Origin of the sequence: Mucilaginibacter sp. NFR10 (genome assembly GCF_900100445.1) — a bacterium.
GTDB lineage: Bacteria > Bacteroidota > Bacteroidia > Sphingobacteriales > Sphingobacteriaceae > Mucilaginibacter > Mucilaginibacter rubeus.
On the sequence record NZ_FMTV01000004.1, the window covers coordinates 35,288 to 59,455 of the forward strand.

19 protein-coding genes are annotated in these 24,168 nt (G+C 42.0%); 7 read left to right on the forward strand and 12 right to left on the reverse strand.

Annotated elements, in window-relative coordinates:
- Window positions 1-126: 126 nt before the first annotated feature.
- On the reverse strand, window positions 127-792 hold the full coding sequence (locus BLP33_RS14520; protein WP_090529813.1) for an FAD-binding oxidoreductase: 666 nt from the start codon (window positions 790-792) through the stop codon (window positions 127-129).
- Window positions 793-1,177: 385 nt separating this feature from the next.
- Here BLP33_RS14520 and BLP33_RS14525 point away from each other — a divergent pair, with 385 nt between their 5' ends.
- Window positions 1,178-2,659: a glycine--tRNA ligase gene (locus tag BLP33_RS14525; RefSeq protein ID WP_090529816.1), complete on the forward strand. Its 1,482-nt coding sequence runs from the start codon at window positions 1,178-1,180 to the stop codon at window positions 2,657-2,659.
- 201 nt (window positions 2,660-2,860) lie between these two features.
- Window positions 2,861-3,982: an AI-2E family transporter gene (locus tag BLP33_RS14530; protein ID WP_090529820.1), complete on the forward strand. Its 1,122-nt coding sequence runs from the start codon at window positions 2,861-2,863 to the stop codon at window positions 3,980-3,982.
- Between the two features lie 92 nt (window positions 3,983-4,074).
- Here the strand turns inward: BLP33_RS14530 and BLP33_RS14535 are convergent, their stop codons facing one another.
- The 7 genes from BLP33_RS14535 to ligA form a co-directional block, all read right to left on the reverse strand.
- The gene (locus BLP33_RS14535) at window positions 4,075-5,403 is read right to left on the reverse strand and encodes a M16 family metallopeptidase (protein WP_175490019.1); all 1,329 of its coding nucleotides are present in this window, start codon (window positions 5,401-5,403) and stop codon (window positions 4,075-4,077) included.
- Window positions 5,404-5,423: 20 nt separating this feature from the next.
- Window positions 5,424-6,803, reverse strand: a complete 1,380-nt coding sequence (locus BLP33_RS14540; RefSeq protein ID WP_254780148.1) for a M16 family metallopeptidase — start codon at window positions 6,801-6,803, stop codon at window positions 5,424-5,426.
- A 132-nt stretch (window positions 6,804-6,935) separates the two neighbouring features.
- Window positions 6,936-7,601 carry a hypothetical protein gene (locus BLP33_RS14545; protein WP_139159997.1) on the reverse strand — a complete coding sequence of 222 codons (666 nt, stop codon included), beginning with the start codon at window positions 7,599-7,601 and terminating at the stop codon, window positions 6,936-6,938.
- Window positions 7,602-7,788: 187 nt separating this feature from the next.
- Entirely contained in the window at window positions 7,789-9,732 is a 1,944-nt protein-coding gene (locus BLP33_RS14550; RefSeq protein WP_139159998.1) for a gliding motility-associated C-terminal domain-containing protein, read from the reverse strand.
- A gap of 91 nt (window positions 9,733-9,823) precedes the next feature.
- Window positions 9,824-12,274: a DUF5686 and carboxypeptidase regulatory-like domain-containing protein gene (locus tag BLP33_RS14555; protein ID WP_090529834.1), complete on the reverse strand. Its 2,451-nt coding sequence runs from the start codon at window positions 12,272-12,274 to the stop codon at window positions 9,824-9,826.
- Between the two features lie 83 nt (window positions 12,275-12,357).
- Window positions 12,358-12,588, reverse strand: a complete 231-nt coding sequence (locus BLP33_RS14560; protein ID WP_090529838.1) for a hypothetical protein — start codon at window positions 12,586-12,588, stop codon at window positions 12,358-12,360.
- Between the two features lie 128 nt (window positions 12,589-12,716).
- A complete protein-coding gene (gene ligA / locus BLP33_RS14565; RefSeq protein ID WP_090531260.1) occupies window positions 12,717-14,729 on the reverse strand; it encodes an NAD-dependent DNA ligase LigA in 2,013 nt (670 codons plus the stop codon).
- Between the two features lie 199 nt (window positions 14,730-14,928).
- Between ligA and BLP33_RS14570 the strand changes: the two genes are divergently transcribed.
- Both BLP33_RS14570 and BLP33_RS14575 read left to right on the forward strand, forming a co-directional pair.
- On the forward strand, window positions 14,929-15,543 hold the full coding sequence (locus BLP33_RS14570) for a TNT domain-containing protein (RefSeq protein ID WP_090529841.1): 615 nt from the start codon (window positions 14,929-14,931) through the stop codon (window positions 15,541-15,543).
- A gap of 19 nt (window positions 15,544-15,562) precedes the next feature.
- On the forward strand, window positions 15,563-15,898 hold the full coding sequence (locus BLP33_RS14575) for a hypothetical protein (RefSeq protein WP_090529844.1): 336 nt from the start codon (window positions 15,563-15,565) through the stop codon (window positions 15,896-15,898).
- A 67-nt stretch (window positions 15,899-15,965) separates the two neighbouring features.
- On the opposite strand, the gene BLP33_RS14580 is transcribed toward BLP33_RS14575, so the two are convergent.
- Window positions 15,966-16,886: a DUF6263 family protein gene (locus tag BLP33_RS14580; protein ID WP_090529847.1), complete on the reverse strand. Its 921-nt coding sequence runs from the start codon at window positions 16,884-16,886 to the stop codon at window positions 15,966-15,968.
- Between the two features lie 153 nt (window positions 16,887-17,039).
- Here BLP33_RS14580 and BLP33_RS14585 point away from each other — a divergent pair, with 153 nt between their 5' ends.
- Window positions 17,040-17,282, forward strand: a complete 243-nt coding sequence (locus BLP33_RS14585; RefSeq protein WP_090529851.1) for a hypothetical protein — start codon at window positions 17,040-17,042, stop codon at window positions 17,280-17,282.
- Between the two features lie 84 nt (window positions 17,283-17,366).
- Here BLP33_RS14585 and BLP33_RS14590 read toward each other — a convergent pair whose 3' ends face one another.
- On the reverse strand, window positions 17,367-19,148 hold the full coding sequence (locus BLP33_RS14590; protein WP_254780150.1) for a DUF885 domain-containing protein: 1,782 nt from the start codon (window positions 19,146-19,148) through the stop codon (window positions 17,367-17,369).
- A 136-nt stretch (window positions 19,149-19,284) separates the two neighbouring features.
- Here BLP33_RS14590 and BLP33_RS14595 point away from each other — a divergent pair, with 136 nt between their 5' ends.
- Window positions 19,285-19,755 (forward strand): DinB family protein, encoded by a 471-nt coding sequence (locus BLP33_RS14595; RefSeq protein WP_090529857.1) that lies wholly within the window; start codon window positions 19,285-19,287, stop codon window positions 19,753-19,755.
- Between the two features lie 132 nt (window positions 19,756-19,887).
- Here BLP33_RS14595 and BLP33_RS14600 read toward each other — a convergent pair whose 3' ends face one another.
- The gene (locus tag BLP33_RS14600) at window positions 19,888-21,204 is read right to left on the reverse strand and encodes an alpha/beta fold hydrolase (protein WP_090529859.1); all 1,317 of its coding nucleotides are present in this window, start codon (window positions 21,202-21,204) and stop codon (window positions 19,888-19,890) included.
- Between the two features lie 284 nt (window positions 21,205-21,488).
- Between BLP33_RS14600 and BLP33_RS14605 the strand changes: the two genes are divergently transcribed.
- The gene (locus tag BLP33_RS14605; RefSeq protein ID WP_090529862.1) at window positions 21,489-23,933 is read left to right on the forward strand and encodes an outer membrane beta-barrel family protein; all 2,445 of its coding nucleotides are present in this window, start codon (window positions 21,489-21,491) and stop codon (window positions 23,931-23,933) included.
- Here BLP33_RS14605 and BLP33_RS14610 read toward each other — a convergent pair.
- Complete coding sequence (locus BLP33_RS14610; RefSeq protein WP_090529865.1) at window positions 23,930-24,157, reverse strand: KTSC domain-containing protein; 228 nt, start codon at window positions 24,155-24,157, stop codon at window positions 23,930-23,932. The two genes, BLP33_RS14605 and BLP33_RS14610, sit on opposite strands and share 4 nt — an antisense overlap.
- Window positions 24,158-24,168: the final 11 nt, after the last annotated feature.

Sequence of the window (24,168 nt, forward strand, 5' to 3'; positions counted from 1 at the left end):
AGCTTTATAAATGCCAACCAATAATAAAAGGTGTTTTGCAGAGGCGCACCACATGTGTCTGTAATATGCAGGGATAACATGCAAGACAAAGCATAGAAGACCGCACGTGATGCGTCTCCGCATAAACTACCTTTCAAATACCACGGAGTCACTATCAGCTCCGAGTTGCCCTAATATATCGCTGAGCTCAGCAACCATCGCGTCAGGGCCACATATATAAAAATGCTTTGAGAAATCTTTTATTTCAGCTTTCAGAAATTTGGTATCTATGCGCCGTTGATCATACATACTGTCCTTTTGGCCGGTAATAGTAAAATGCGCGTTTGCACCAAGGATGCTTTTCAGTTCATCCCTCAAAATGATATCCTTATCAGTTTTATTGGAAAAGAAAAGCTTATTATCGGCAATTGAACCATCTCTATTTAATTGCCTTAGTATAGCCAAAAAAGGAGTAATACCTGCACCACCTGCAATAAAGTAACCGGGTCCTTTATATTCAATAGCCCCCCAAACGTCGCGAATAATAAGCTCATCACCTTCATTAACCTTGCTTAGCCTGTTGGTAACACCATCATGGTCGGTATAAGTTTTTATGGTAAACTCAAGGTAATTATCATCGTTAAGGCAAGTAAAAGTAAAAGGACGTGTTTCATCACGCCAGCCCTCCATATTGATTGATAATTCAGTAGCCTGACCCGGAATAAAGCTGTAACCGGCAGGTTTTTCAAGCCTGAATTGCCTCACATTGTGGGTAACATATTTTGCGGAAAGTATTTTTACGATTTGTTCCATTTGTGATCGGTATCGTAGGCTTAATACAATAATAATGCAAAACAGCCAATAGTTTATAACTATTGACAATAATTGTAGATGGTTTACAAATTATGAGAAATGGCTGACTGAATATGCGGAATATATGAAGGTAAGGTTTCTCAAAAGTTAACACCCCTTAAAGCATCGTTTGATAACAAACAATGAATGCAATCCTGTTTACCGGACTGGTTTGTATAGTTATTAATGCTCTCTCCATACGCGTTCAGAAAAGAAGGTACCGGGAAATAAGGTTTTATTAGAAGCAGCTTTTAAGAAAACGATATTTTTAGGTAACACTTATCTCAAAGTAAATCCGAAATCGAAATTCCCAAATCCGAAATCAAAAATTATCTTTGCAGCTATTATGAGCAAATCAACCGACGAACTTTTTAAAAATGTTATATCGCACGCCAAGGAATATGGCTTTGTTTTCCCTTCCAGCGAGATTTATGATGGCTTAAGCGCAGTTTATGATTACGGCCAAAATGGCGCCGAACTCAAAAACAACATCAAAACCTACTGGTGGAAAGCCATGGTACAAATGAATGATAACATTGTAGGCATTGATTCGGCCATATTTATGCACCCTAAGATCTGGAAAGCAAGCGGTCACGTTGATGGCTTCAGCGACCCGATGATCGACAACAAAGATTCCAAAAAACGCTACCGTGCCGACCAGTTACTGGAAGATAAAATAGCCAAATACGATAACGAAGGCAAAACTGATAAGGCAGAAAAGCTACAGCACGATATGGATGAAGCCCTGAAAGCCGAAGACCTGACCCGCCTGCGCGATCTGATCATTGAGCATGAAATTGCCTGCCCGGTAAGCGGCACCCGCAACTGGACAGAAGTGCGCCAGTTTAACTTGATGTTCAGCACCCAGATGGGCGCTGTAGCTGATGATGCCGATACCATTTACCTTCGTCCTGAAACTGCTCAGGGGATCTTTGTAAACTACCTTAACGTACAAAAATCGGGCAGGATGAAAATCCCTTTCGGTATTGCGCAAATTGGTAAGGCTTTCCGTAACGAAGTGATTGCCCGCCAGTTCATTATCCGCATGCGCGAGTTTGAACAAATGGAGATGCAGTTTTTTGTTCGCCCCGGCACACAAAAAGAATGGTTCGACCAGTGGAAGGCAGCCCGCTTAAAATGGCACCTTGCTTTGGGTACAGATGCTGCTAAATACCGTTACCATGAGCACACCAAGCTGGCCCACTACGCCGATGCTGCTTATGATATTGAGTTTGAGTTTCCGTTTGGATTTAAAGAGGTTGAAGGGATCCACAGCCGTACCAATTTCGATTTAAGCCAGCACGAAAAATTTTCGGGCAAAAAACTTCAATACTTTGACCCCGAGGTTGATCCTGAAACAGGTAAGCCTTTTGGCAACTATGTACCTTACGTAATTGAAACATCGATAGGTTTAGACAGGATGTTCCTGCTTACCATGATCAACGCTTACGAAGAGGAAGACCTAAGCACCGAAGATAAACAGGACAGCCGCACGGTGTTACGCCTGCACCCTTGCCTGGCACCAGTTAAAGCCGCTATTTTCCCGCTTACTAAAAAAGACGGTTTGCCCGAAAAAGCACGCGAGATCATGGATAAACTAAAACTCGACTTCAATATCCAGTACGAAGAGAAAGATGCTATCGGTAAACGTTACCGCAGGCAGGATGCTATCGGCACGCCATTCTGCATTACGGTAGATCATCAAACCTTAGAAGATAACACCGTAACTATCCGCCACCGCGACAGCATGGCCCAGGAACGCGTTCCTGCCGATCAGTTGGACAAGATCATCGGCGATTTGGTTAGCTGGCGGAATGTATTAAGTTAGTAGGGTTAACAGATTAACAAGTCATTATAATATGTCCAAAGCCTGCATTAACCGTGCAGGCTTTTTTGCAATTCCCGACAGGCTATTTCGTTCACAAAACGGACGGACACTATACCAACCCGATCTGCATCCCTCCGGGCTAATTATCGGCGAAGCAAACAATTGTTTGTCTTGTTCCTTTCAGTGTAAAATCCTGCGTCTATGCCTGCTGTTAAAGAATACCCCTTTTACCTTAAAAGTACTGTTATACTTTTTGGATTGATATTATTGGTTTACGTGTTTGCCCAACTGGCAGATGTGATGATCCCGCTTGCCTTTTCGGCTTTTATTGCTATTTTGCTTAACCCTGTTAGCAACTGGCTGCAGGAACATAAAGTGCCCAAAATTTTGTCTATATGCCTGGCTATGCTGCTTGGCGCTATTTTACTGACAGGGTTGTTCTATTTTCTTTCTACCCAGATCATCCAGTTTGGAGATTCGCTGCCCACGCTTAAAAAGAAGTTTGGTGAAATGTTCATCACCTTTAAAGACTGGGTAGCTACCACTTTTAACTACTCAGTTCAAAAGCAGGATAAGCTTATCAAAGACGCTATGGATAACAGCCAGGCGCTGGTAGGCCGCACACTCGGCAACGTTTTAAGCACGTTTGGGTTGATATTTGTGGTACCTGTATATGTTTTCCTGGTATTGTTTTACAAAACCCTGCTCCTGAATTTTATTTACGAAGTATTTTCTGAAGAAAACTCCAAACAGGTTGCCGATGTTTTGAAAGAAACCAAATCGGCCATCCAAAGCTATATCCAGGGCTTATTGATTGAGATGGTGATAGTTGCTGTCATGAATTCGCTGGCCCTGATATTACTCGGTGTTAAGTATGGCATCCTGATAGGTGTAATAGGCGCTATCCTTAACCTGCTGCCCTACCTGGGCGGCATTATAGCCATCTCTCTTCCTGTACTGATGGCTACGGTTACCAAAGATGGTTACACAACGCAGTTAGGGGTGATCATAGCTTATCTTGTTATCCAGTTTATTGATAATAATATCCTGGTACCGCGCATTGTATCATCAAAAGTGCAGATCAACGCGCTTATCTCCATTGTGGTTGTGTTGTTAGGCAATTTACTTTGGGGCTTATCGGGCATGTTTCTTTCCATTCCATTTGTAGCAGTCCTCAAAATCATCTTCGACAGGATTGACACCCTCAAACCCTGGGGCAAACTCCTGGGCGACACCGTACCCACCAGGCCTAAAGGGGCCGGTTGGACTAAAACCAGGAAAAAAGCGGTGCTGCCGGAGGATGAGGTGAAAGGTAAAAGCTGAAAGGCGAAAGGCCAAAAACAAAAAGGCGAAAGGTTAAAGATGAGCACAGATGCAGCTACCTTTAACCTTTCGCCTTTAACCTTTTACCTAAATTAGTGCATCACCGGATTATCTCCATTATGCAGTGTACCGTTAATGTACAGCAATTGGTTTACTTTTTTAGGATCGCCCTGGTATACCCATACAATATTGTTGATATACTTACGGAATGCGTTACTTACATCATCGGGAGTAAGTTTCTTTACATCATCAACCAGGGTTAATGAACGTTTCCAGTTATCATGCAATACTTCATTTGCTGCTATTGATGATGCCTGGGCGCTGTTGGTTTCGTTTTTATAGTAGAAACCGGTAAGGTAAGTAACCTTCATATCGGCTACATCTTCGGGTTTAAAACCTTCGCGTTTAATTTTATCAACCAGCTTATCAAACACAGCTATGTATTTATCAGGCTCGGTTGTTGAAACAGAGAACTTGGCAGTTGAGGTTTGACCCGCGCTAAACCAGGCCTGTGGGGCATATGACAAACCGTTATTGGTACGCACCTCCAAAAAGTGCATGTTCGAGAAGATGCGCATGGCTACATTAAAAGCGTTAAAATCGGGTGTACCGGCGGCAGGACCACTCGCGATACCTTCCACATAATTGGTAGCCAAATCACGCTTTTCAACATTGATACTGTTTTTGTCGGCTCTGAAAGTTGATTTTTTAAACGCGAAAGCCGGGCCTTGTTTAATACCGCTCAGCATACCCTTTACTTTAGCTTCAATAGCAGCCTGGTCAAGATCAGCAACCACCACAATTACCATGCGAGATTTGGTCAGTATGGACTGATAATAAGCTTTTGTTTCGGCAGGGGTTAAGGCTGTAACAATAGCTACGGTTCCACTCGGGTCTTTAGCGTAGTTGGTACCGGCAAAAGCTACTTTATCGGCATATTTATCAATGGCGTTATCAGGCTGTGAATCTTCCTGTTTAATGTTATTGATGGCATCCTGCTTAATGCGGGCAAATTCCTTTTCATCAAATTTGGGCTGGGTTATAGCCTCAACATACAACGGCCAAACAATATCAAAGTCGCCTTTAATACAATTCATCCGTACTACCGAATAGTTTTTGTTGCTGCTGCCGTAAACAGTAGCGCTTACTTTATCCAGTTCGTCTTTAAAGCTATTTTTATCATGCTTTAAAGTACCACATTCGGTAAGGGCGCTCATTGCCAGCGACTCAATACCCGCTTTGGTAGCCGGATAGTTTTGCACACCGCCTTTTATGATGGTTTGCACTTCCACAATATCGTTGCCGCTTGGCTGTACAATAACCTTTACGCCATCTACCGTGGTTTCATAGGCCTGTTTTTGCGCCTTGGCTGTATTCCCTATAGCCGCTGCTAACAGCAGGGCAATTATATATTTTTTCATCATGATGAGGTAGTTTTAAATTACTTAGCTGCAAAAAATGAAGCCGCGTTTACTGTTTTATTTAACTCGGGCGCTATGATCATACCAGCCGCATATGGCTTGCCAATTACGTAAGTATCCAGGTACTTTTTAATATCGGCACGGGTAACTTTTTGATAGTTGGCATCCAGGTCGGTATAAAAATTAAACGAGGTGCTGCACCACTGGTAGCTGATCTGGCTTGGTAACGATGATGGTTTTTCTTTAGCTTTAATATCATTACGGTGCAGGATAGCTTTAGCGGTAGCCATTTGCTCGTCGGTAAAATAGTCGTCCTTGTTCCACATGCTAACTTGGTTCATCAGCTCGGTATAGCACTCTTTCAGCTTGTTAGGGTTAGGCACCACAAAAATATCAATAGGGCCTACATAACGGCTGGTAGTATAGTTTACATAAACGCCGCTGGCCAAACCTTTATCAACCAATGCCTGCTGCAGTTTTGATGAGTTTAAGCCCACAATGGTCGAAAACACGTCGGCAGCAACAGTTGAAGCTGAATCCGTTGGATATGAAGGTCCCTGCCAGGTAAACTCCATATAAGGTGTTTGGGCAATGGTGGCTTCCTTTACAAAATATTCCGGTTTGGTTAAAGGCTTAAATGCCGGGATAGGGAATTTGGTTTGAGGATCGAAACCACTGTTGGCCCAGTCGCCAAAAATGCTTTCGGCAAGGGCAAAAGCGTTATCATGCTTAACATCGCCGCAAATGGTCAGCAAGCTATTGTTAGGAAAATAATATTTATCCTTAATGATCATCATCTTTTCGGGCGTAGCCGTATTGATCACTTCGTGGACACCAATAGGATTTTTGCGGGTGATGAGATCGCCCCAAAGCTTTTGCTGCATACCATACCAAAGCTGGAAACCAGGATCGCTTTCTGCTCGCTGAAATTCGCCGTCAACCACCGGGCGCTCTTTTTTCATATCCTCCTCGCGGTAAATTGGGAAACGGATAGCCGCGTTCATGAACTTTAAACCTGCTTTAAGACTGTCCCTGTCAAAAGTGAAGTAGTAATTTACGCGCTCAGTATTGGTGGTACCGTTCCAGATGGCGCCAAGCTCCTGCGTACGTTTTAAAAACTTCTCCTGGGTTGGATAATCTTTATTGGCTTTAAAAAACATATGCTCAAACAGGTGCGACAGGCCGCTAAACTCCGGGCCTTCGGTATAAGCGCCGTTTTTAACAGCTATTTCAATGGTAGTTAAAGGTACTTTGCTGTTTTCAATCACCAGCACATCCAAGCCGTTTGGCAATGTTTTAAGGAAGTAGCCTTCCGGCAACCTCACCTGGGCAGTAGCCATGCCGGCGCTAAAAACCGCGGCCACGCTTAATGCAAAAATTTTGATAAAATTTCGGTTCATATATTTACAATATTTTTAACACTATAAATATATCGGTATAATCTTAAACAAATGAATGATTTAACCGCTTATCCCTAATTTTTTCAAACGAAATTAAGCCTGTGGTGATTTTGGCATATTTACAAACAGCAATTAAATACCAGCTTTCATACTATTATAAGGCAAACCCATGTCATGAGCGGCGTATTGGGTAAGCACGCTGTCTTTTATCGTAATATAATCGCCGGCCTGGCTTACATGCAGCTTTTCAATGCCATCGCGGTTGTCCATAAGGGGAATGGTACGGGATACTACTGTGCCGGTGGTATCAAGCTCAATAATATAAGTTTCTTTTTTTCCACCTGCCATATCAGTAAACGGCACAATAACAGTATGGTTATTATCGTCAATAAACCTGCCTATGATATTTTTCCCGTCGAGATCGGCAGGGTTTAAATCAAGCAGGTATTTTGCTTTTTCGGGCGACAGGCCAAGTATGTTTAGCCTAACGGTATTGCCATCAGCATCTTTAGTGGTATCCTGCATAGTAACTTTATCTCCTTGAGGATAGCGGGCTACAGCATAAAAGGTATTAGCACCAGTACTTTTATCATTATGACCGGGAAGCAAAAAGTTAAGCTGCAGGTTGCTCAACTTAGCGCTGTCGGCTTTAATTTGTGAGGTAATGCTCAGCAGTTCGGTCCATTTAAGCCTGTCATCTATTTTCACGGTTAACCGGGTGGCTGTATCTGATTTGGTAACCCTTGATATGGTGTAATGCGGCACATTTTTTTTAGTGCAGCCAAAAGCTACAAGCATGATTATTAAGCAAGCGAAGATATTCTTGATCATGTGGCAAAGTTAAACCGTTGGTTTGAATTTGATGACGTTGATTTCGCTGATTTTTTTTGCCCCGGTTATAATATCCATTTGCAGCAACACTGATCATGGAAAAACAGACTAAGCCTGTCATTTAGCTCGCCTATTGTAAACAAACACATTTAAGCTACCTCAGCAAGGTTACATGCCCTTTTTGAACCTCAACCTGTCCATCGCCCATGGTATAGTTGCACAACCAGTAGTAAACACCTGTAGGCACAGGTTTCCCGTTATAATTGCCATTCCAACCATCATATATACTTTCCGACTCAAATAGCCGCTGGCCCAGGCGGTTAAAAACCGTAAGCTTATACGCTATGGGATTGCTGCTTTGATTAGGCCTGAATAAGTCGTTTACGCCATCGCCGTTGGGTGTAAAAGTATTAAAAAACGTAACCGGCTCACATGAATCCTGCGTTATCATAATATCCAATTCGGTAATGATACAACCTTGCTTGTCCAGCAGGACAAAGTGGTTGGTGCCGGCGCTGAGACCTCTTATTGTTTCATCGGGTGTATAATTTTGGTCGCCATGCTTAATAGCGCCGATAGCTACCCCTTCTACATAGGTGTTAAACTTTACCTGTCCCGCTAATGTACAAATCGCGTTTTTAGCGGTATATGATACGTAGGGTTTGGTCAAGGTAAAATCGGGTACAGTAACTTGTTTTTCAACCGGGGACCCGCCAGCTGAAGTGATTACTAATTGATAAGTACCCGGTAGCATCCTGTTAAAAACGCCGGTAGTATTGCTTATACCGTTTAAGCTATATGTATAATTATCCGGATGAGCTGCTGTGAGCACGGTAACACTTGCTTCGCCGTAAAAGTCGCATTCGGGCTTGATGACAATATCATTTACAACAATTGGCGGGCATACCTCCTGTACAAGGGTACAATCTTTTTCGTACAGCAAACAGCCATTTGGTGTTATAATTGAAAAGTGATAAAAACCCGGGATTAAATTTGCAAAAACATGGTCAATGGGGTAAACCGCATTGTTATATTTTACCCGGTATAAGGCTTTATCGGCATTTGTTTCCAATTTAATTGAACCCGCGATATCACAAACCGGATCCGTTTTATTAAAAGTAACAACAGGGTCTTGTAGTGAAAAATCAGGAACAGTGAATGGATATGTTTTAGGCTCTTCACCACCAAATGAGGTAATAGTAACCCGGTAATCACCGGGAAGCAGGTTATCAAAAATACCCGTTGTGTTACTTTCTCCGGTATTAAGTTTGTAAGTGTATTGATTTCCATGCGGGGCGCAAATAATTTCGGCCCGCCCTTTATTCACCACATTGCACTCCCGGGTCACATTAATGCTTTGAAGCTTAATTACCGGTACTTCACCTGTTTCAACAGTACTGCCGGCATCATAAACTATATAGGGCAGTGAACCGGCAATACCTTTTATAAACATATTTTTCAGGTCGAGTTCTACAAGCTCCGACCTGTTATTGTTTACACCAATAGCATATACCGTTACGGCCCCCCTGGAAGCTACCGATGTTAAACCATATACAGTCCGGTCTGTAATAGGTATAACTAATTTACTTTGAGAGAGATCATCGAGAGAGACTTCGACGATGCCATTATAACTTGCCATATATAGCTTATCGTTATAAAACACAAGATCGCCTGAAGCCCCGTACGGCATAATTCCAAGGTTAACAAGCACGGGATTTTTAGGATCGAGTTTGTACAGCGAGTTCGAGCTGGCCATGTACAAGATCCCGTTTTTATCAACCGTCATTGAACTTACGGGGGGCACCGACGCCAAATACTGGCAATTAGTTACCTGGGGGGTATTACCTCCGGTTATATCAGCTACACTCAATCCACCGAAAGCCAGGGTATAATAGATCTTATTACCCCAAAGCGCAATCGAAAAATAACCCGACCCACAACCGTTAACATTTTTTGAAACAGCGCCGTTAGGCGTAATGGTTACTTGCTGTAAAATTCCCTGGTCGGTAGCGGCATAAAATTGCTGTCCATACACTTTAACAAAAGTTAAAAGTATAACACCAAACAGCAATGCAGCTCTTTTTAGTAAAAGGTTCAAGTTGATGATATGTTCAGGCACAATAGTTTAAACCAAATATACAGTATTACTAATACCTACACCATATTAAGTGCAATTAATAATTAGCATATTACAAACTTATCCCCAGTCTTATTGCCGATTTTGCCTCGCTACCCCCATTGTATGATACGCCATACATCAAACGGATATTAAGATATTGCAATCCGAAACCCAGCTCAGTATAGTTTTTAAGCGTGGGAGTGTACAGGTAATTTACATCGAAGATCTCCTGTAGTTTAAACTTGCGGATCAGCGGGATCTTATTGGTGATGAAACCCGAAAAGTTGTGTTCAAAATGTCCTTCAACGTATTTATCAGGCGTACTGAAATCGTAGTAATCCAATAACAGGAAGCGGTTTAACCTTGGCTTGTATGAAAGCACCTCGTTGCCTGCAAAGTGGAAATAATCGGGGAAGAATACGCTCTTAGCATTCAGGAATTTACCGGCCCCTATAAAAAATGAGCTACTGCCATAAAAACCCATGCTAATATCTGCCCTTGAAATTTCAGCGCTGATTTTATCATAATTAACATCCGAACCCAATACATTGCTGATGCCTTTAGCGTAGTTTAAACTGATGGTTGGATATTTGGATGGCAGATAACGCCTACCCGAAGGATAGGTTTCGTATTTATTGCTGAAATCATAACTGGCCTGCAGGTTTACGGTGAGCGACTGATTTTCGGCGAATAACAGCGTATTATGATCAGGATCCAACGGGTTATTGGATGTAAACTGATGCGAGTGCGGATCAAATACACTAAATGAAGCTGTATTTAACAGTGCCTTACGGTTAGCCCATTCAACGGAGGCGCTGCCGCGCAGCCCTCCTGTTATCCTGCCCGAAAGTGAAGCCAAAGCAAACTGCTTTTGATATAGTTTTTTAAAGTTTTGTTGCGAAAGCAGACTATGAACCGTATTCACAAAGGTCGACATAGGCGCCTGGCTATTCAGATCGACCACATCCGAACCTCCGCTTAAACTCAATGTAAAACGCTGCATTACCGGTAAGGCAACACCTCCCGAGCCATTTAACAGGTGATTGGACAAGCCATACCGCACTTTGCCATTCAGCATAAAATAGCGGTTATTGACTGTATCAATCAATTTGCTGTACGATGCACCATAATCAATAGCTAAACCCTCAACCGTGTTATAAAGCAGGGAGCCAACGATAGGGTCGTAGTGAAAATATTCTTTTTTATAGCGGTTACGGGTGTCAATGCCGGTGAAGAGCAGGTTTACTGGTTTAAATTTATTGTTGGCTTTATCCAATGAGTCAAGGTACTCTTTTGATTCCCGCTTTTTGGCGAGTTTATCTTTATTGGTATAATCGGTAACCTCTTCGCCGGTAAGCGGAATAGGCCGGGCCTGGTTCCAGTAAGCAGAATCTTTGCTGATGCCTTTGGCGATCCGGAGCACTTCATTAAAATCGGCTTTGTCTAATGCTGGGTCGAGGTTGTAGTTTTTATAGATCGAAATAAAGTAACCTCCTAATTTAAATCCAAACAAACCTCCTGTAAATTCAAATTTAACAGAGGATGTCATCCAAATCTTTTCGCTAACAGGGAAAAACTGCTGGTTAATTTTAAGAGTATCAACAAAATTGATGTTAGCCTTTTTGGTGATGTAAAGCTGCAACCCGTAAATGCGCCAGCTATCATCCAAAATATAAATATACCCCTCAAAACATGGATCATGTGCCCGTTTAGGGCTTACCTGGATCTTGTTAATAGTTTCGCCATTCTCAACCGAGGTACCTATGTACCTATAGTTATAGTAAAACATGGCGTTATCAGCCACCGGCGATACCAGCGGGCGGTTACTCATACCCCGCCAGGTTTCATAGTTCTGGTAAAAATTAACCGCCATATCCGATGCCCGGTTAAAGCTGAACGCCCGGTTACGGCCCGACACTTTTGACGACACCTGTTCCTCATGCACCTTATCGGGCCTTATAAAGCTATATTTTGATTCCGACTCAGAAAGGTAAACTATCCCGCGGCGATTTGAATCAAGGCCGGCTTCACTGGTAGCTTTTTGCACATCAAAACCCATAAAAGTTTTTGGTGCGGCCAATAGTTTTTGTAAGCCTTTGATGTAGATATCGCAGGTATAGGCTTTAACTTCGTTAAGATAGGTTTTGCGTTTTTTAATGGCCTTACGCATAATTGCATAAGCTGGATCTTCAGCCCCTGCATGCACAGTAACATCTTTAAGCTGGTAAGTTTCTGTTTGCAGGCTGATGTTGATAACCTGGTTAGCCGTAAGGTTAACAATTTTGCTTTGCTGGGCATAGCCAACTGCTTTATATTGAATTTCCCGCATGCCGCCATTTAAACGCAGCAGGTAGGTTCCTTCGCTGTTGGCAGATACTCCTATAGTAGTATTTTTTATAAAAACGGATGCAAAGGGGACGGGCTTACCTTCCTGGTTGGTTATTTTACCGCTAATGCTGAATTGCTGGGCATATGAAGAAAAATTGAATATTAAAAATAACGCAACTAAGGCTGGCTTCATTAAGCAGATGTTTATGCTAAGATGAAACTTATTAATTGATTGTTACAGCGCCAAATTGTTAAATAATGTGAAAAGACACCCGGTTAGGATGCCTTTTTCTTTGATGTATCTTTGCTGCCAAGAGGCGGGTGTGGCTTATTTTTGATGTTCCAATCCTTAATATCAACCAGGCCTGGCTTTGTTTGATAATGCGATTTGCTTTCAGGGCACCTCACAATAAATTTACCTTTAACCTGCTCTATAACCGGCCTTTCGCCGCATTCCTTACAGGGTTCACAAAAGATATTTTCTTGTATAGGTATAAATTTTTCCATAGTAAATTATTCGAACATTAGTACGTTTAATTAATTATGGGGTCCTTTCGGTAATACAAATAACGTAATTTCTGAGCTCAAAAAATAAAATTCCTCATTAATAAACAAAATAAACAACACGGGAATGCTTATTTTATCAATGCGAGTAAATCGTCATCGCTGATAATGGGTATATTAAGTTTATTAGCTTTTTCTAACTTGGCAGGGCCCATATTTTCACCCGCGACCAGGTAATTAAGTTTAGCCGAGATACTGCTCAATATCTTGCCACCGTTTTGTTCAATGATATCTTTCAGCTCATCACGCGAAAAGCTGCCGAATGTTCCCGATATAATAAAGTTCATCCCGGCAAGCTTTTCACTGGCCAGTACAACTTCTTTTTCTTCGGCAATAAATTGCAGGCCCTGCTCCCTTAGTTTTTGTATTTCCTGCCGGTGGATTTCACCTGCAAAATATTCGGTTATACTTTGGGCTATCCGTTCGCCTATTTCTTCGGCAGCTGTAAGTTCTTCAGCCGACGCTCCCATTAATCTATCTATCGATTTAAAATGGAAAGCCAGCTTGCGGGCCACCGTTTCGCCCACATAACGGATGCCCAAACCAAACAGTACTTTTTCGAAAGGCATTTTCTTGGATGCCTCAATACCATCAAGCATATTATTGATCGATTTTTCGCCAAAGCGGCCTAACTGTTTCAATTCGGCAGCATGGGTATGCAGCTCATAGATATCGCTGATGTGGCTTATAAAGCCCTTGCTGTATAAGGTTTCGATAGTTTCATCACCCAGCCCATCAATATTCATTGCTTTACGGCCAATGAAATGCTGCATCTTTCCAATAATCTGCGGCGGGCAGCCTTCATCATTGGGGCAATAAAACGCAGCCTCGCCCTCCTTGCGCTCAAGCGGAGTATCGCAGGCCGGGCAGGTAACGCGGTAAACAACAGGCACAGCGTTGGCCTTACGTTTTTCAGGGTTTACACTAATGATCTTTGGGATGATTTCACCGCCCTTTTCAACAAAAACGGTATCACCCTCATGCAGGTCAAGCCGGATGATCTCATTGGCGTTATGCAGCGTCGCGCGTTTTACCGTAGTGCCTGCAAGCAGTACAGGCTTTAAATTGGCCACCGGGGTTACAGCACCTGTACGGCCTACCTGGTAAGTCACTTCAAGGAGCTCGGTCTCCACCCTTTCGGCCTTAAACTTGTAAGATATAGCCCAGCGCGGCGATTTGGCGGTAAAGCCAAGCTCCTGCTGCTGCGAGTAATTATTTACTTTAATAACAATGCCGTCAATATCATAGCTCAGGTTAAAACGTTCCTTATCCCATTTATTAATAAATGCCAAAACGCAATTAATATCCCCGCAAAGCTCACTATGCTCATTGGTATGAAACCCCCAGGTTTTAACAGCCTGCAGGCTTTCCCAATGGGTTTTAAATACTGTTTTTTCGGTGTACAAAAAGTACAGGAAGCAATCAAGCGGGCGTTTGGCTACTTCGGCCGAATCCTGCATTTTTACTGTGCCTGAGGCAAAGTTACGGGGATTAGCATAAGGAACCTCCCCACTTTCGATACGTTCATTATTCAACCTGTCAAAAGCTTTGCGGTGCATGAACACTTCACCGCGGATGTCAAAATAGCCGGGATAGCCTTCGCCATGCAGGCGCTTAGGTATGGTATGAATGGTTTTAATATTGGTGGTAACCTCGTCACCCTGTACACCATCACCGCGGGTAACGGCCCGCACCAGTTTGCCGTCTTCATAAGTGAGGCTCATGCTCAAACCATCAAACTTAAGCTCACATACGTACTCAAAGTTATCACCAATGGCTTTGCGGATCCGCTGATCAAAATCAAATAGCTCCTGTTCATTATAGGTATTGCCCAACGATAACATCGGCCAGCGGTGCCTAACGGTTACAAATTCCTTGGTTATATCACCGCCTACCTTTTGTGTTGGCGAATCAGGGTCAGCAAACTCCGGGTATTCTTTTTCGAGTTTATTAAGCAACTCCAGTTTTTTATCAAAATCAAAATCAGAAATGGTTGGCATAGCCAGCACATAGTAGTTGTAATTGTGCTGTTTAAGTTCGGCGGTTAATACCTCTATTTGTTTTTTTGTTTCAGCTGATGACATAGGTACGAAGGTAATAATTTCCTTTATTTCATCCTTTTCACCACGGTAAATACCGGCTTTTGGCAATAATGTTTTTTTGGCATGCAATAACAATAATTAGCATATGATATTGCATATAATACCAATAAAATAAATATGATAAATCTCTTTCATAAACGCGGAGCACATAGTAGATTTATCAAACAAAAAACTACATCGAATGAAAACACTAAAAATCCTGATCCTGTCAGTATGGTTGATGCCTTTTTTGGCAACCGCGCAAACAAAACCACTAAAACATGCCCACAACCCTGCTGCAAACCATCACAAACTGCCGGTACGGGGCATTACTTATGATGACTTTAAAAGCTCGGTTGCTGATTTTGCCGACACCAGCAGTAAAAAAGCCCTTGCCGATTCGGCCTGGCTGCTCTGGAAAACCGAAAAATGGGACGCGCTTGAAAAATTCTTTACCGCCAACAACCTTAATGGCGGCTGGCCTCCAAATCGTGGCGCAGTAAATCTTATCATCATTACTCTAAAAAAGGGTGTGTTGATTGACCGCTATGGCGGTTATAGCGATTCTACCGGCACTTTTCAGGATAAAGGCACTTTTGTATCGCCAAAAGGCGTACCTTTCCCAATGCGTGCTTTGCCGGACAATACTCTTAGCAAGCCGTACAAAATTTACAAGATCCTGAAGCCTATAGCCAAAGTTAGGGAGGGTAAAATTATTCCATGGTTTGGCAAACCGGGCTTGGGTATCCAGTATGAAGTACCAGCCACTGTTAACGACCTGAAAGCAGGCGGTTACATTGAAGAGGTAAAACAATAAAAACGCGATATATTAAAATATGATCACAAAATATGAAGTAACAAAATCATTGTTGTTTGATGGAGACGAAGCCGAGGTAATACATAAAACATTTAAACTGCCTGCCGGTGATATAAAGTTCGGTGATTTTGCCAATAATAATTTTGAAGATCTGCATAAGGTAATTACACCCGACGACTTTAAAACCATTGTAAAAACAGGCGGCTTTAATGCCGACTTTCTTAATTTATACAAGGGCAGCGAAAGGCTCAGGCTATATTATACTAAAAAGGGGAACTCTATTGCTGTTTTCGCATATGGCGAGTTTCAGCCAACAAGGTATAAACTTTATTTTGAAGGCTTTTGGATATTGTAATACCACTGTTTATACAATAAAAAAACCTGCCGTAACCGGCAGGTTTTTTTATTACTATCTGTTTTAATTAATGGTCGGTACTTGATGTTTCGCTGGTAACACTCATAGGGAATGTTAAACCGCCCGGAACTTGCGGGTTATCTTTTATTTCGACAGTACCGTCAATGTTTTGCTTTAATTTTGAACTGGAGATCCAGCCGGTAGCCTTGTCAACAACAACATCAGCTACCATAGTACCTTTCATATTGTATTTCATGGGCATATTACTAACGGTTTTATAACCGGCAGTATTATCTGTTTCAAGTGTGGCATTTCCGTGTATCAGGTAGCTCTGCGGAGTGATATCAACCAGTTGATAAACAGATATGACCTTCGCGCTCATAGCACCTTCCAGGTTATTTTTAATTGTCCATTTATCATTTTTTGCCACCGCCGTTTCGGGCAGCACCGACATGGCCATTTCCAGGTTGCTTTTAAGCGCCCCTGATCCAAAAGATTGGGTTAGCTGCGTTTTCAATTGCTCTTTCTTTTCGGCCGGCACCTCCTTAAAGCCATCTATCATAGATGTGATCATATTCTCGGCGTTCTCTATCGACCTAATCCGGCCGCTTTTGGTTAGCGTTGCCGTAAATGGTTTATTGGTTATGCCCGACATGATTCTGGCCATAATATTTGTGGTATCCTTATTATCAGAATCAAAAGTTACATTACCCGTAGGCAGCTGCATTTTCATACCCACTTTGGTATAGTTAACCTCCATATAATAAAGAGAATCATTAGCATTTAATACTTTGAATGACATTTTGCCGTCAATCGTCATATCGATATTATTAACCTGCCCATTTATAGTTTGCTTTACAACAGAGTGTGCCGTAGTAGATAAGTAATAACTATTGCCTTTAATTAGTTTTAAAGCCGGTTTTACCTTCTGCGCATAACCGGTTACCGCTCCTATAACCAGTAAACCGGCCATCAAAATTTTCTTCATGATTGGTAATATGTAAGCGCTAAATATATTATAATATCTCTTACAAAAAACTTAAAATTCCTAACAATTAATTAAAAACAAATTCGTTAACTTTATACTGCGCTCGGCTCTTTAATTTTTCACACACCTAATTTAGCGGAAAGAGAGGTTTTTATGTTACAGCAGATAGCATTTATACCACAGCACCAGTTTCATGTGCTGATCAATTTTTCGGGAGAAGATGAACGTATTTTGGCAATTTTACCCAACGAAGCAGGAAATTTCCGCGTGATTTACCAGGGTAAGACAATTGCCGAACTTAACCTGGATAAGGACGGCTGTACCTGCTATAAGGGTAAGCTAAAGAAAAACGTCATGGCCCAGCTTGAGCACCAGATAAAAAATCATTACGCGTAAGCTGTTAATAAAAAAGAATTTGATAGTTCATGGGAGATAAACCCATGGTTCATAGTCCATGAGTTTATACCCGTGGACTATCAATTAATTTCCGCTGGTTTTAGCCAGCATGGCTTCTCTGATAAATTTAACCGGTGCACTGCCGTAACTCAGGAACTTTTCGTTAAACTCTTTCAGTTTATATTTATCACCCATTTTTTGTTTATAGGCATCCCTCAAATCTATGATTTCTTTATAGCCAGTATAATAACTGGTAAGCTGAACACTGGTTACGCTAACGCGCTTCCATTTGCCATCAGCTTCGGCCTGTTGTTGGAAAGCTTCGCGGGTTAATAACTTAATTGCTTCATCTTTGGTCATACTGCCGCTATGAACACTATAATCCAAAATGGTGTTACATACCGAACGCAGGTTCCATTTATACCACATTAGCATCATTTCGGGCTCGTTATTGCCAAAGCCGTTCTCCAGCATCATTTGCTCGGTGTATACGGCCCAGCCTTCGGCCATGGCACCATTGCCAAATACAGCTTTGATGATACTTGGGGCTTTATTGGAGTATACGCCCTGTACATAATGCCCCGGCACAGCTTCATGAATGCTCAGGATCTGTAAAATATAATTGTTGTACTCGCGCAGGTAGCTTTCGGCCTTTTCCTTGCTCCAGCCGGCCAGGCTGCCTACGTTATAGTACGAATTACCATTTTTATCGTACGGGCCAGGGCCGCTCATAGATGCGCCTGCCACACCCGCCATATAACCAGGCTCTTTACGAATGATCAATGGTTTTGACGGATCGAGCGTTAACAGGTCTTTAGCTTTAACAAAGGCATTAAGCTTTGGTATGATTTGTTCAATTGATGACTGAAAATCTTCAGGCTTTACATGCTTTGATGATAGGGTATCTATCAGCTGGCTTATCATCAGCAGGCTATCGGCTGGTGCAGCCTGTTTACCAAAGTATTTTGGCCAAAGTTGCTTGCTGATCTTAGTCATCTCACGGTGAATGTATTTTTTACGTTCAACGGCAGCATTGTAGATTTTCTCGGCAGTGTTGGTAGCTACAATTTCGTATTTAAACTTATCCTCATATAAATCCTTACCCAGCCTGAAACTTCTTGGGTGATCATTTTTAAGTGCTTTAAGCCAATCGGCATAGGCTTTAATGGCAACCACGCTCTGCGCAGCCCTGTCGGTCATTAACTTTTGCTCAGCTTTGGGGATATTGGTTTTCTTAAGCGAATCGGCGAAGTCTTTTCCTATTACATCAAGCCCACCCAGGTTTTGCTCAATAGCCAGGCTGGTAAGTTCGGCCACCGGGTTTTTAATCTGTTTTTGGGCGTCTTTGTAATACTGCGGAATAAACGACATACGCTGATAAAAATGACGCAAACGTTTAGGCAAAGGCTCATAGTGCTCGTTCAGGATGTAAGCAAAGGTGCCGATAACGTTATATGACGATGGGTCCCACTCATATTGTTTTAACTGGCGCACCTGCCATTGCAGGTATTCAAGCTGATTTTGCAGAATCTTGTAATCTATCTTATTGGCTTCAGAAAGAGTGTTTACCTCAAAGCGGCTTAACGAATCAACCTGGTATTTGGCAAAGGTTACCAGTTTATCGCGGCTTTGCTCATTAGGCAACACCATCAAGCTATCGTATTTGTGATATCCTGCCGAAGTTGCCCAATCGGGGTTCAACTTCCAGAAGTTATCCAGAAACGTGTTCTCGTATTTAATAAAAGCTTCATCATCCTTCCCTAACAATGGGCCGGTGCCGCTGCCCCCATCTTTTTTACAGCCGATAAAGGCAACCATGAATAAAACAACGGCGAGTGCTAATTTTAAGAATATGTTTCTGACCACAACTGATGAGTTTTACAATGAAGCATAAACTTAAAACTTTTAAGCCAAATAAATCAAACCGGCGACGAATTTGTTACTTTAAGCCCCCGGCCCCCTAAAGGGGTGCGAGAATTAGTCGTTATAATTTGGATTACCTATGAATAATGAACATAAAATCTTAGTAAATGAAATTGTGCATTTGCTGCAAGGTGGCAACGCACATGCAGATCTGAAAAAAGCGCTCGATGGTTTACCGCCCAATCTTCGCGGGGTTAAAGTTGATAAACTTCCTTATACTATATGGCAACTGGTTGAACATATCCGGATAGCCCAGTGGGATATGCTTGAATTTAGCAAAGACGGCAGCCACGAATCACCAAACTGGCCGGATGATTACTGGCCAAAAGAGCTTGCACCAAAAGATGATGCAGCCTGGGATAACAGCCTTGAACAGATTGACAGCGATTTGGAAGAGCTAATAGAACTGGTGAAAAGCGGGGATATCTATAAAAAGATCCCCCATGGTGATGGGCAAACCATCCTCCGCGAAGCGTTACAGGCTGCCGATCACAATGCTTACCACGTTGCCGAGATCATCGTGATCAGGAGGTTATTGGGGGCTTGGTGATATGTAAGATAACCATATACAACCGTCATTGCGAGGAACGAAGCAATCCCCAATTAGCAGAGCGGCTATGTAAAGTTTCTCTGTACAGTTTGGGATTGCTTCGTGCCTCGCAATGACGTAAGTTTAATAAGGTTACCTCGTTGTTTTCAGCACAAAATTTGTTATCGCCGTTACAAACTCTGGCTTCAATGGTAAATCAGGCTCATTGTAGGTGGCCTTGTTCTTTTCCTTATCTGCCGGGGCTTCTTTCAGCACATGGTTCATATTGGGGATAATATCAAGTATAGCATCTGACTTTGCTTTTTTCAACTTTTCGGCGTCACCAACAGTTACCTGTAAATCGGTGGTTCCCTGGATGATCAATATTGGTGCTTTTACCTTCCTGATCTCGCGTTGCGGATTATACCTGAACCATGACATCAAATATTTTTGAATACTCGGCCGGGCTATAAAATACAAAGCGGGGTCGATATTATCGGTTGTTTTACCACGTTTCAAACTATCAAGCATCCGGTTAAAGCCTTCAGATATAAAAGCAGGTTGCGCTTTCATCTGTTCAGTGAGAATCTTATCTGCCGAATCACCGGCACCGGCCACTGATATGAAGCCTTTTATCGGCTCATCAAGCGAAGCCATCATGCCAACCAACGAACCTTCGCTGTGTCCCAGAATAATTATCCGTGAAAAACGCTCATCTGACGAAAGCATGTTAAGCAAGGCGGCGGCATCTTCTACATAATCCTCAAACCTGATCTCGTTTTCCTTAATGGATGTAGTGCTTTGCCCTACCAAACGTTTATCATAACGCAAGGATGCTATGCCTTTTTTTCCCAACTCGTTAGCTATCATCTTATAAACATTGGCATGGAGGCCCAGTTTTGGACTGTTACCGTCCCTGTCTGTAGGGCCAGAGCCGGCAATGATCAATACCAACGGCACCTTTCCGCTAGCGCCCTTTGGTATAGCTAATGTTCCGGATATTGAACCCAATAAAGTTTTAACCGTTACAGGCGACTCGACCAGAGAAGGATCGGTAGCTATGGTTGTACCCGCCGCGGTACTTGCCGCAGCAGTTGTAGCCGGCGCTTTGTACGGTGTCAATGACAGGCCCGTAAATTTATTATCGGCGTTTAACGACAGATTTAATAAAAAAACACTTTTCTGAAATGTAGCTTTATAATGCGCTATCGGGGTTTCATAGCTTTCAAAATCAGCCTGTAGCAATGAGCCCAATTGTGTTTTTAACTGCACAGTTGTACTTTTGAAATCGGCTTGTGAAAGTGCCTTCTTCATTTCTGGCCCAAACAAGCTGTATATGCTATCCGGCTGATTGTTATTGTATAGTTGTTTAAATTTATTTAAGGCCGTAGCATAATTGGCCGGAGGGGTTTGTGCAAATAAATTTCCTGCAAAACAGGCAACTAATATAAACAGACAAAGTTTTTTCATGTTATAATGGTCAATATACAGTGCAATGATGTATTGAGGCCGAAAATAAAGAAAAAATCAGGTTGTTTTGTTTATTTATGCCGTCGCATGGTTTTTGCAAACAATATTTAATGGCATTAATGTAAAACCTTTGCCCGGCATAATCCATACTAATGTTGCAACATTCTTTTATATTATATAATTAAAATACCAATACAATACATATAATTTTATATATATTGTATTATATTGCGGTACATTTTTATAATCTTTTAAACTATAGCAAATTTCTACATTACTGATTAATGAGGGTTTTAATAGCAGGCTTATTTTTTGCATTCCTGGCGGGAGGGTATTGTATTTCGTTCGCCCAAACAAAATCTTCAATAATACAGGGTAAAGTTTTAACAGAAAACAACCAGCCCGCCGATGCAGCTACAGCCATTCTCCTTGCGGCTGCCGACTCATCTATATTAAAATCAAACCTGGTAAATAAAAACGGGCAGTTTGAATTTACCGGCCTGCAGCCCGACAGCTATTTAATACTTATCAGTAAAATAGGATACGTAAAAGTTTATACGGGGCCATATAAGGTTAACGCTGGTCAAATAATAACTGCCAATGATATTGTTTTAAAACTTTCAAACAACCAACTGCAGGAAGTTAAAGTAGTTGCCCGGAAGCCTTACATAGAGGTAAAGCCCGGCAAAATTGTATTAAGTGTACAAAACAGCATCCTGGCCGAGGGAAATTCGGCCTTTGATATACTAAGGCAATCGCCTGGGGTAAGGGTTAACAGTAACGAAACTTTAAGTATTAACGGCAGACAAGCAGCATTAATAACCATCGACGGTAAACCTACCAACCTTACCGGCGATGATCTTACCAGTTTGCTCCGCAGTATGCAAAGCAGCACTATCGACCAGGTTGAAATGATCAGCAGCCCGTCGGCCAAATATGACGCCTCGGGCGGAGGTATCATCAACATCATTTTAAAAAAGGGTAAAAACCTGGGCACCAACGGTACGGTTACTGCCATGGCGGGTTATGGAAAGTATTACAAAAGTACAGCAGGCATTGTTTTCAACAACCGCACCAGTAAGCTCAATATTTTTGGAAATTACACTTACGATAATAATAAAGGCACACGCACTATTACAACCAACCGTAACATTACTTATAACGAAACCCTGAGTAATTACGATGTTGATTATAACAATATTCAAAAAACCACTAACCACAACTTTAAAATAGGGGCCGATTATACCATCAACCCAAAGCAAACTATAGGCTTTTTAGTAAGCGGAATTATCAGGAGTGATGATTTTACAAAGCACAACGACCTGTACATCGGCAATCAGCATCAGCTCGATTCAATAATCAGGGCCCGTTCAAACCTTGACAGGGGCAGCAACTATTTAAACTACAATATCAATTATAACGCGGTGTTGGATAAAAGCGGCCGCAGTATCTCGGTAGATGGTAACTATTCAACCTACACCCGCCACTCTAATGAATTTATTACCAATAGCTTTTTTACCTCGGCGGGCAATACTTACCGCGATGATCTTGAGTTGGAAAACCTTTCGCCGTCAGATATTCACATCTGGACATCAAAAGTTGATTTTGTTAACCCATTAAACAAAACCTCACGATTGGAGGCAGGCATTAAATATAACAACACCCGCAGCAATAATAATCTCATTTTTGGCCCCAAAATAAACAACATATATGAGGCCGACCCCAATTTCAGCAACAGGTTCCTTTACACCGAAACAGTGAACGCGGGGTACATCAATTATGTAAATAAAATAGGTAAGTGGGATATTACGGCAGGTGTACGTGCCGAAAACACTCATGCAACAGGTAAATCATGGGGATTAAATGAGCAGGTACCGGCGATAAATACCAATAATTATTTTAACCTTTTTCCGCAGGTACAGATAAGTTATGAGGCCGATAAAAAAAACATCATCGGTATTGGTTATAACCGAGGTATTCACAGGCCACTTTACGAAGATATCAATCCATTTTTGTACTACACCGACCTATATGATTATCGGGCCGGCAACCCACAGCTAAAGCCGGAATATACCAACACCATACAAATCTCCCATACTTATAATCAAACCTTTTCAACCGAACTGTATTATACAGTTACCAATAATGCTTATGATTTCCCGGTATATCAACAAAACGATTCGACTAAGGTTAACATAACTCTCCGTAAAAACTTCGGGCAGATCTTTGTTTACGGGGCTTCATTCTACGCGCCTGTACAATTTACCAGGTGGTGGTCGGGCAGTTTTAATCTTGATGCTATTTATGTGCGTTACAAAGCTTACGCACAAAACGGGGATTTTGACAGGGGTAAGCAGGATATTATTTTTGGCAGTACACAAAACTTCACCATCACCGGTACATTACTTGGTGAAATATCGGGCAGGTATGAAACCCCAACCATTTACGGCATCAATGAATTAAAAGCAAGCTATTCGGTAAACGCGGGTATCAGCAAGCAAATATTGGATAAGCGGGCCACTATTAAATTAGCACTAAACGATGTATTTAATACCGACAGGGGGCGCAACCATGCCAATTATCAAAACATTGATCTTTCGGAGGTAAATAAACGCGATACGCGCATCGTAAGGCTCAATTTTACCTATCGTTTTGGCAAAAGCACCATTAAATCGGCTAACAAACGCAATACGGGTAATGATGATGAGCGCCGCCGCACCGGAAATTAATGATGTGCGTACCTAACCTTTAACTCGGGGTATTTGCCTTTTATGCGTGTAACAAAAAAATGCCCAAGCGAATCAGAGCCAATAAACTTATTATAGGCAGATAAAGGAAAACCGAAGTACTGCCACACACCGCCATTTTCCCGAAATTCAAGTTCAAGAATGCGGGCGTCCGGATCGTAGCCAACGCTGCTTAAAGCCGATGATTGTACTGTACGTCGTTGCATTTATTATATAT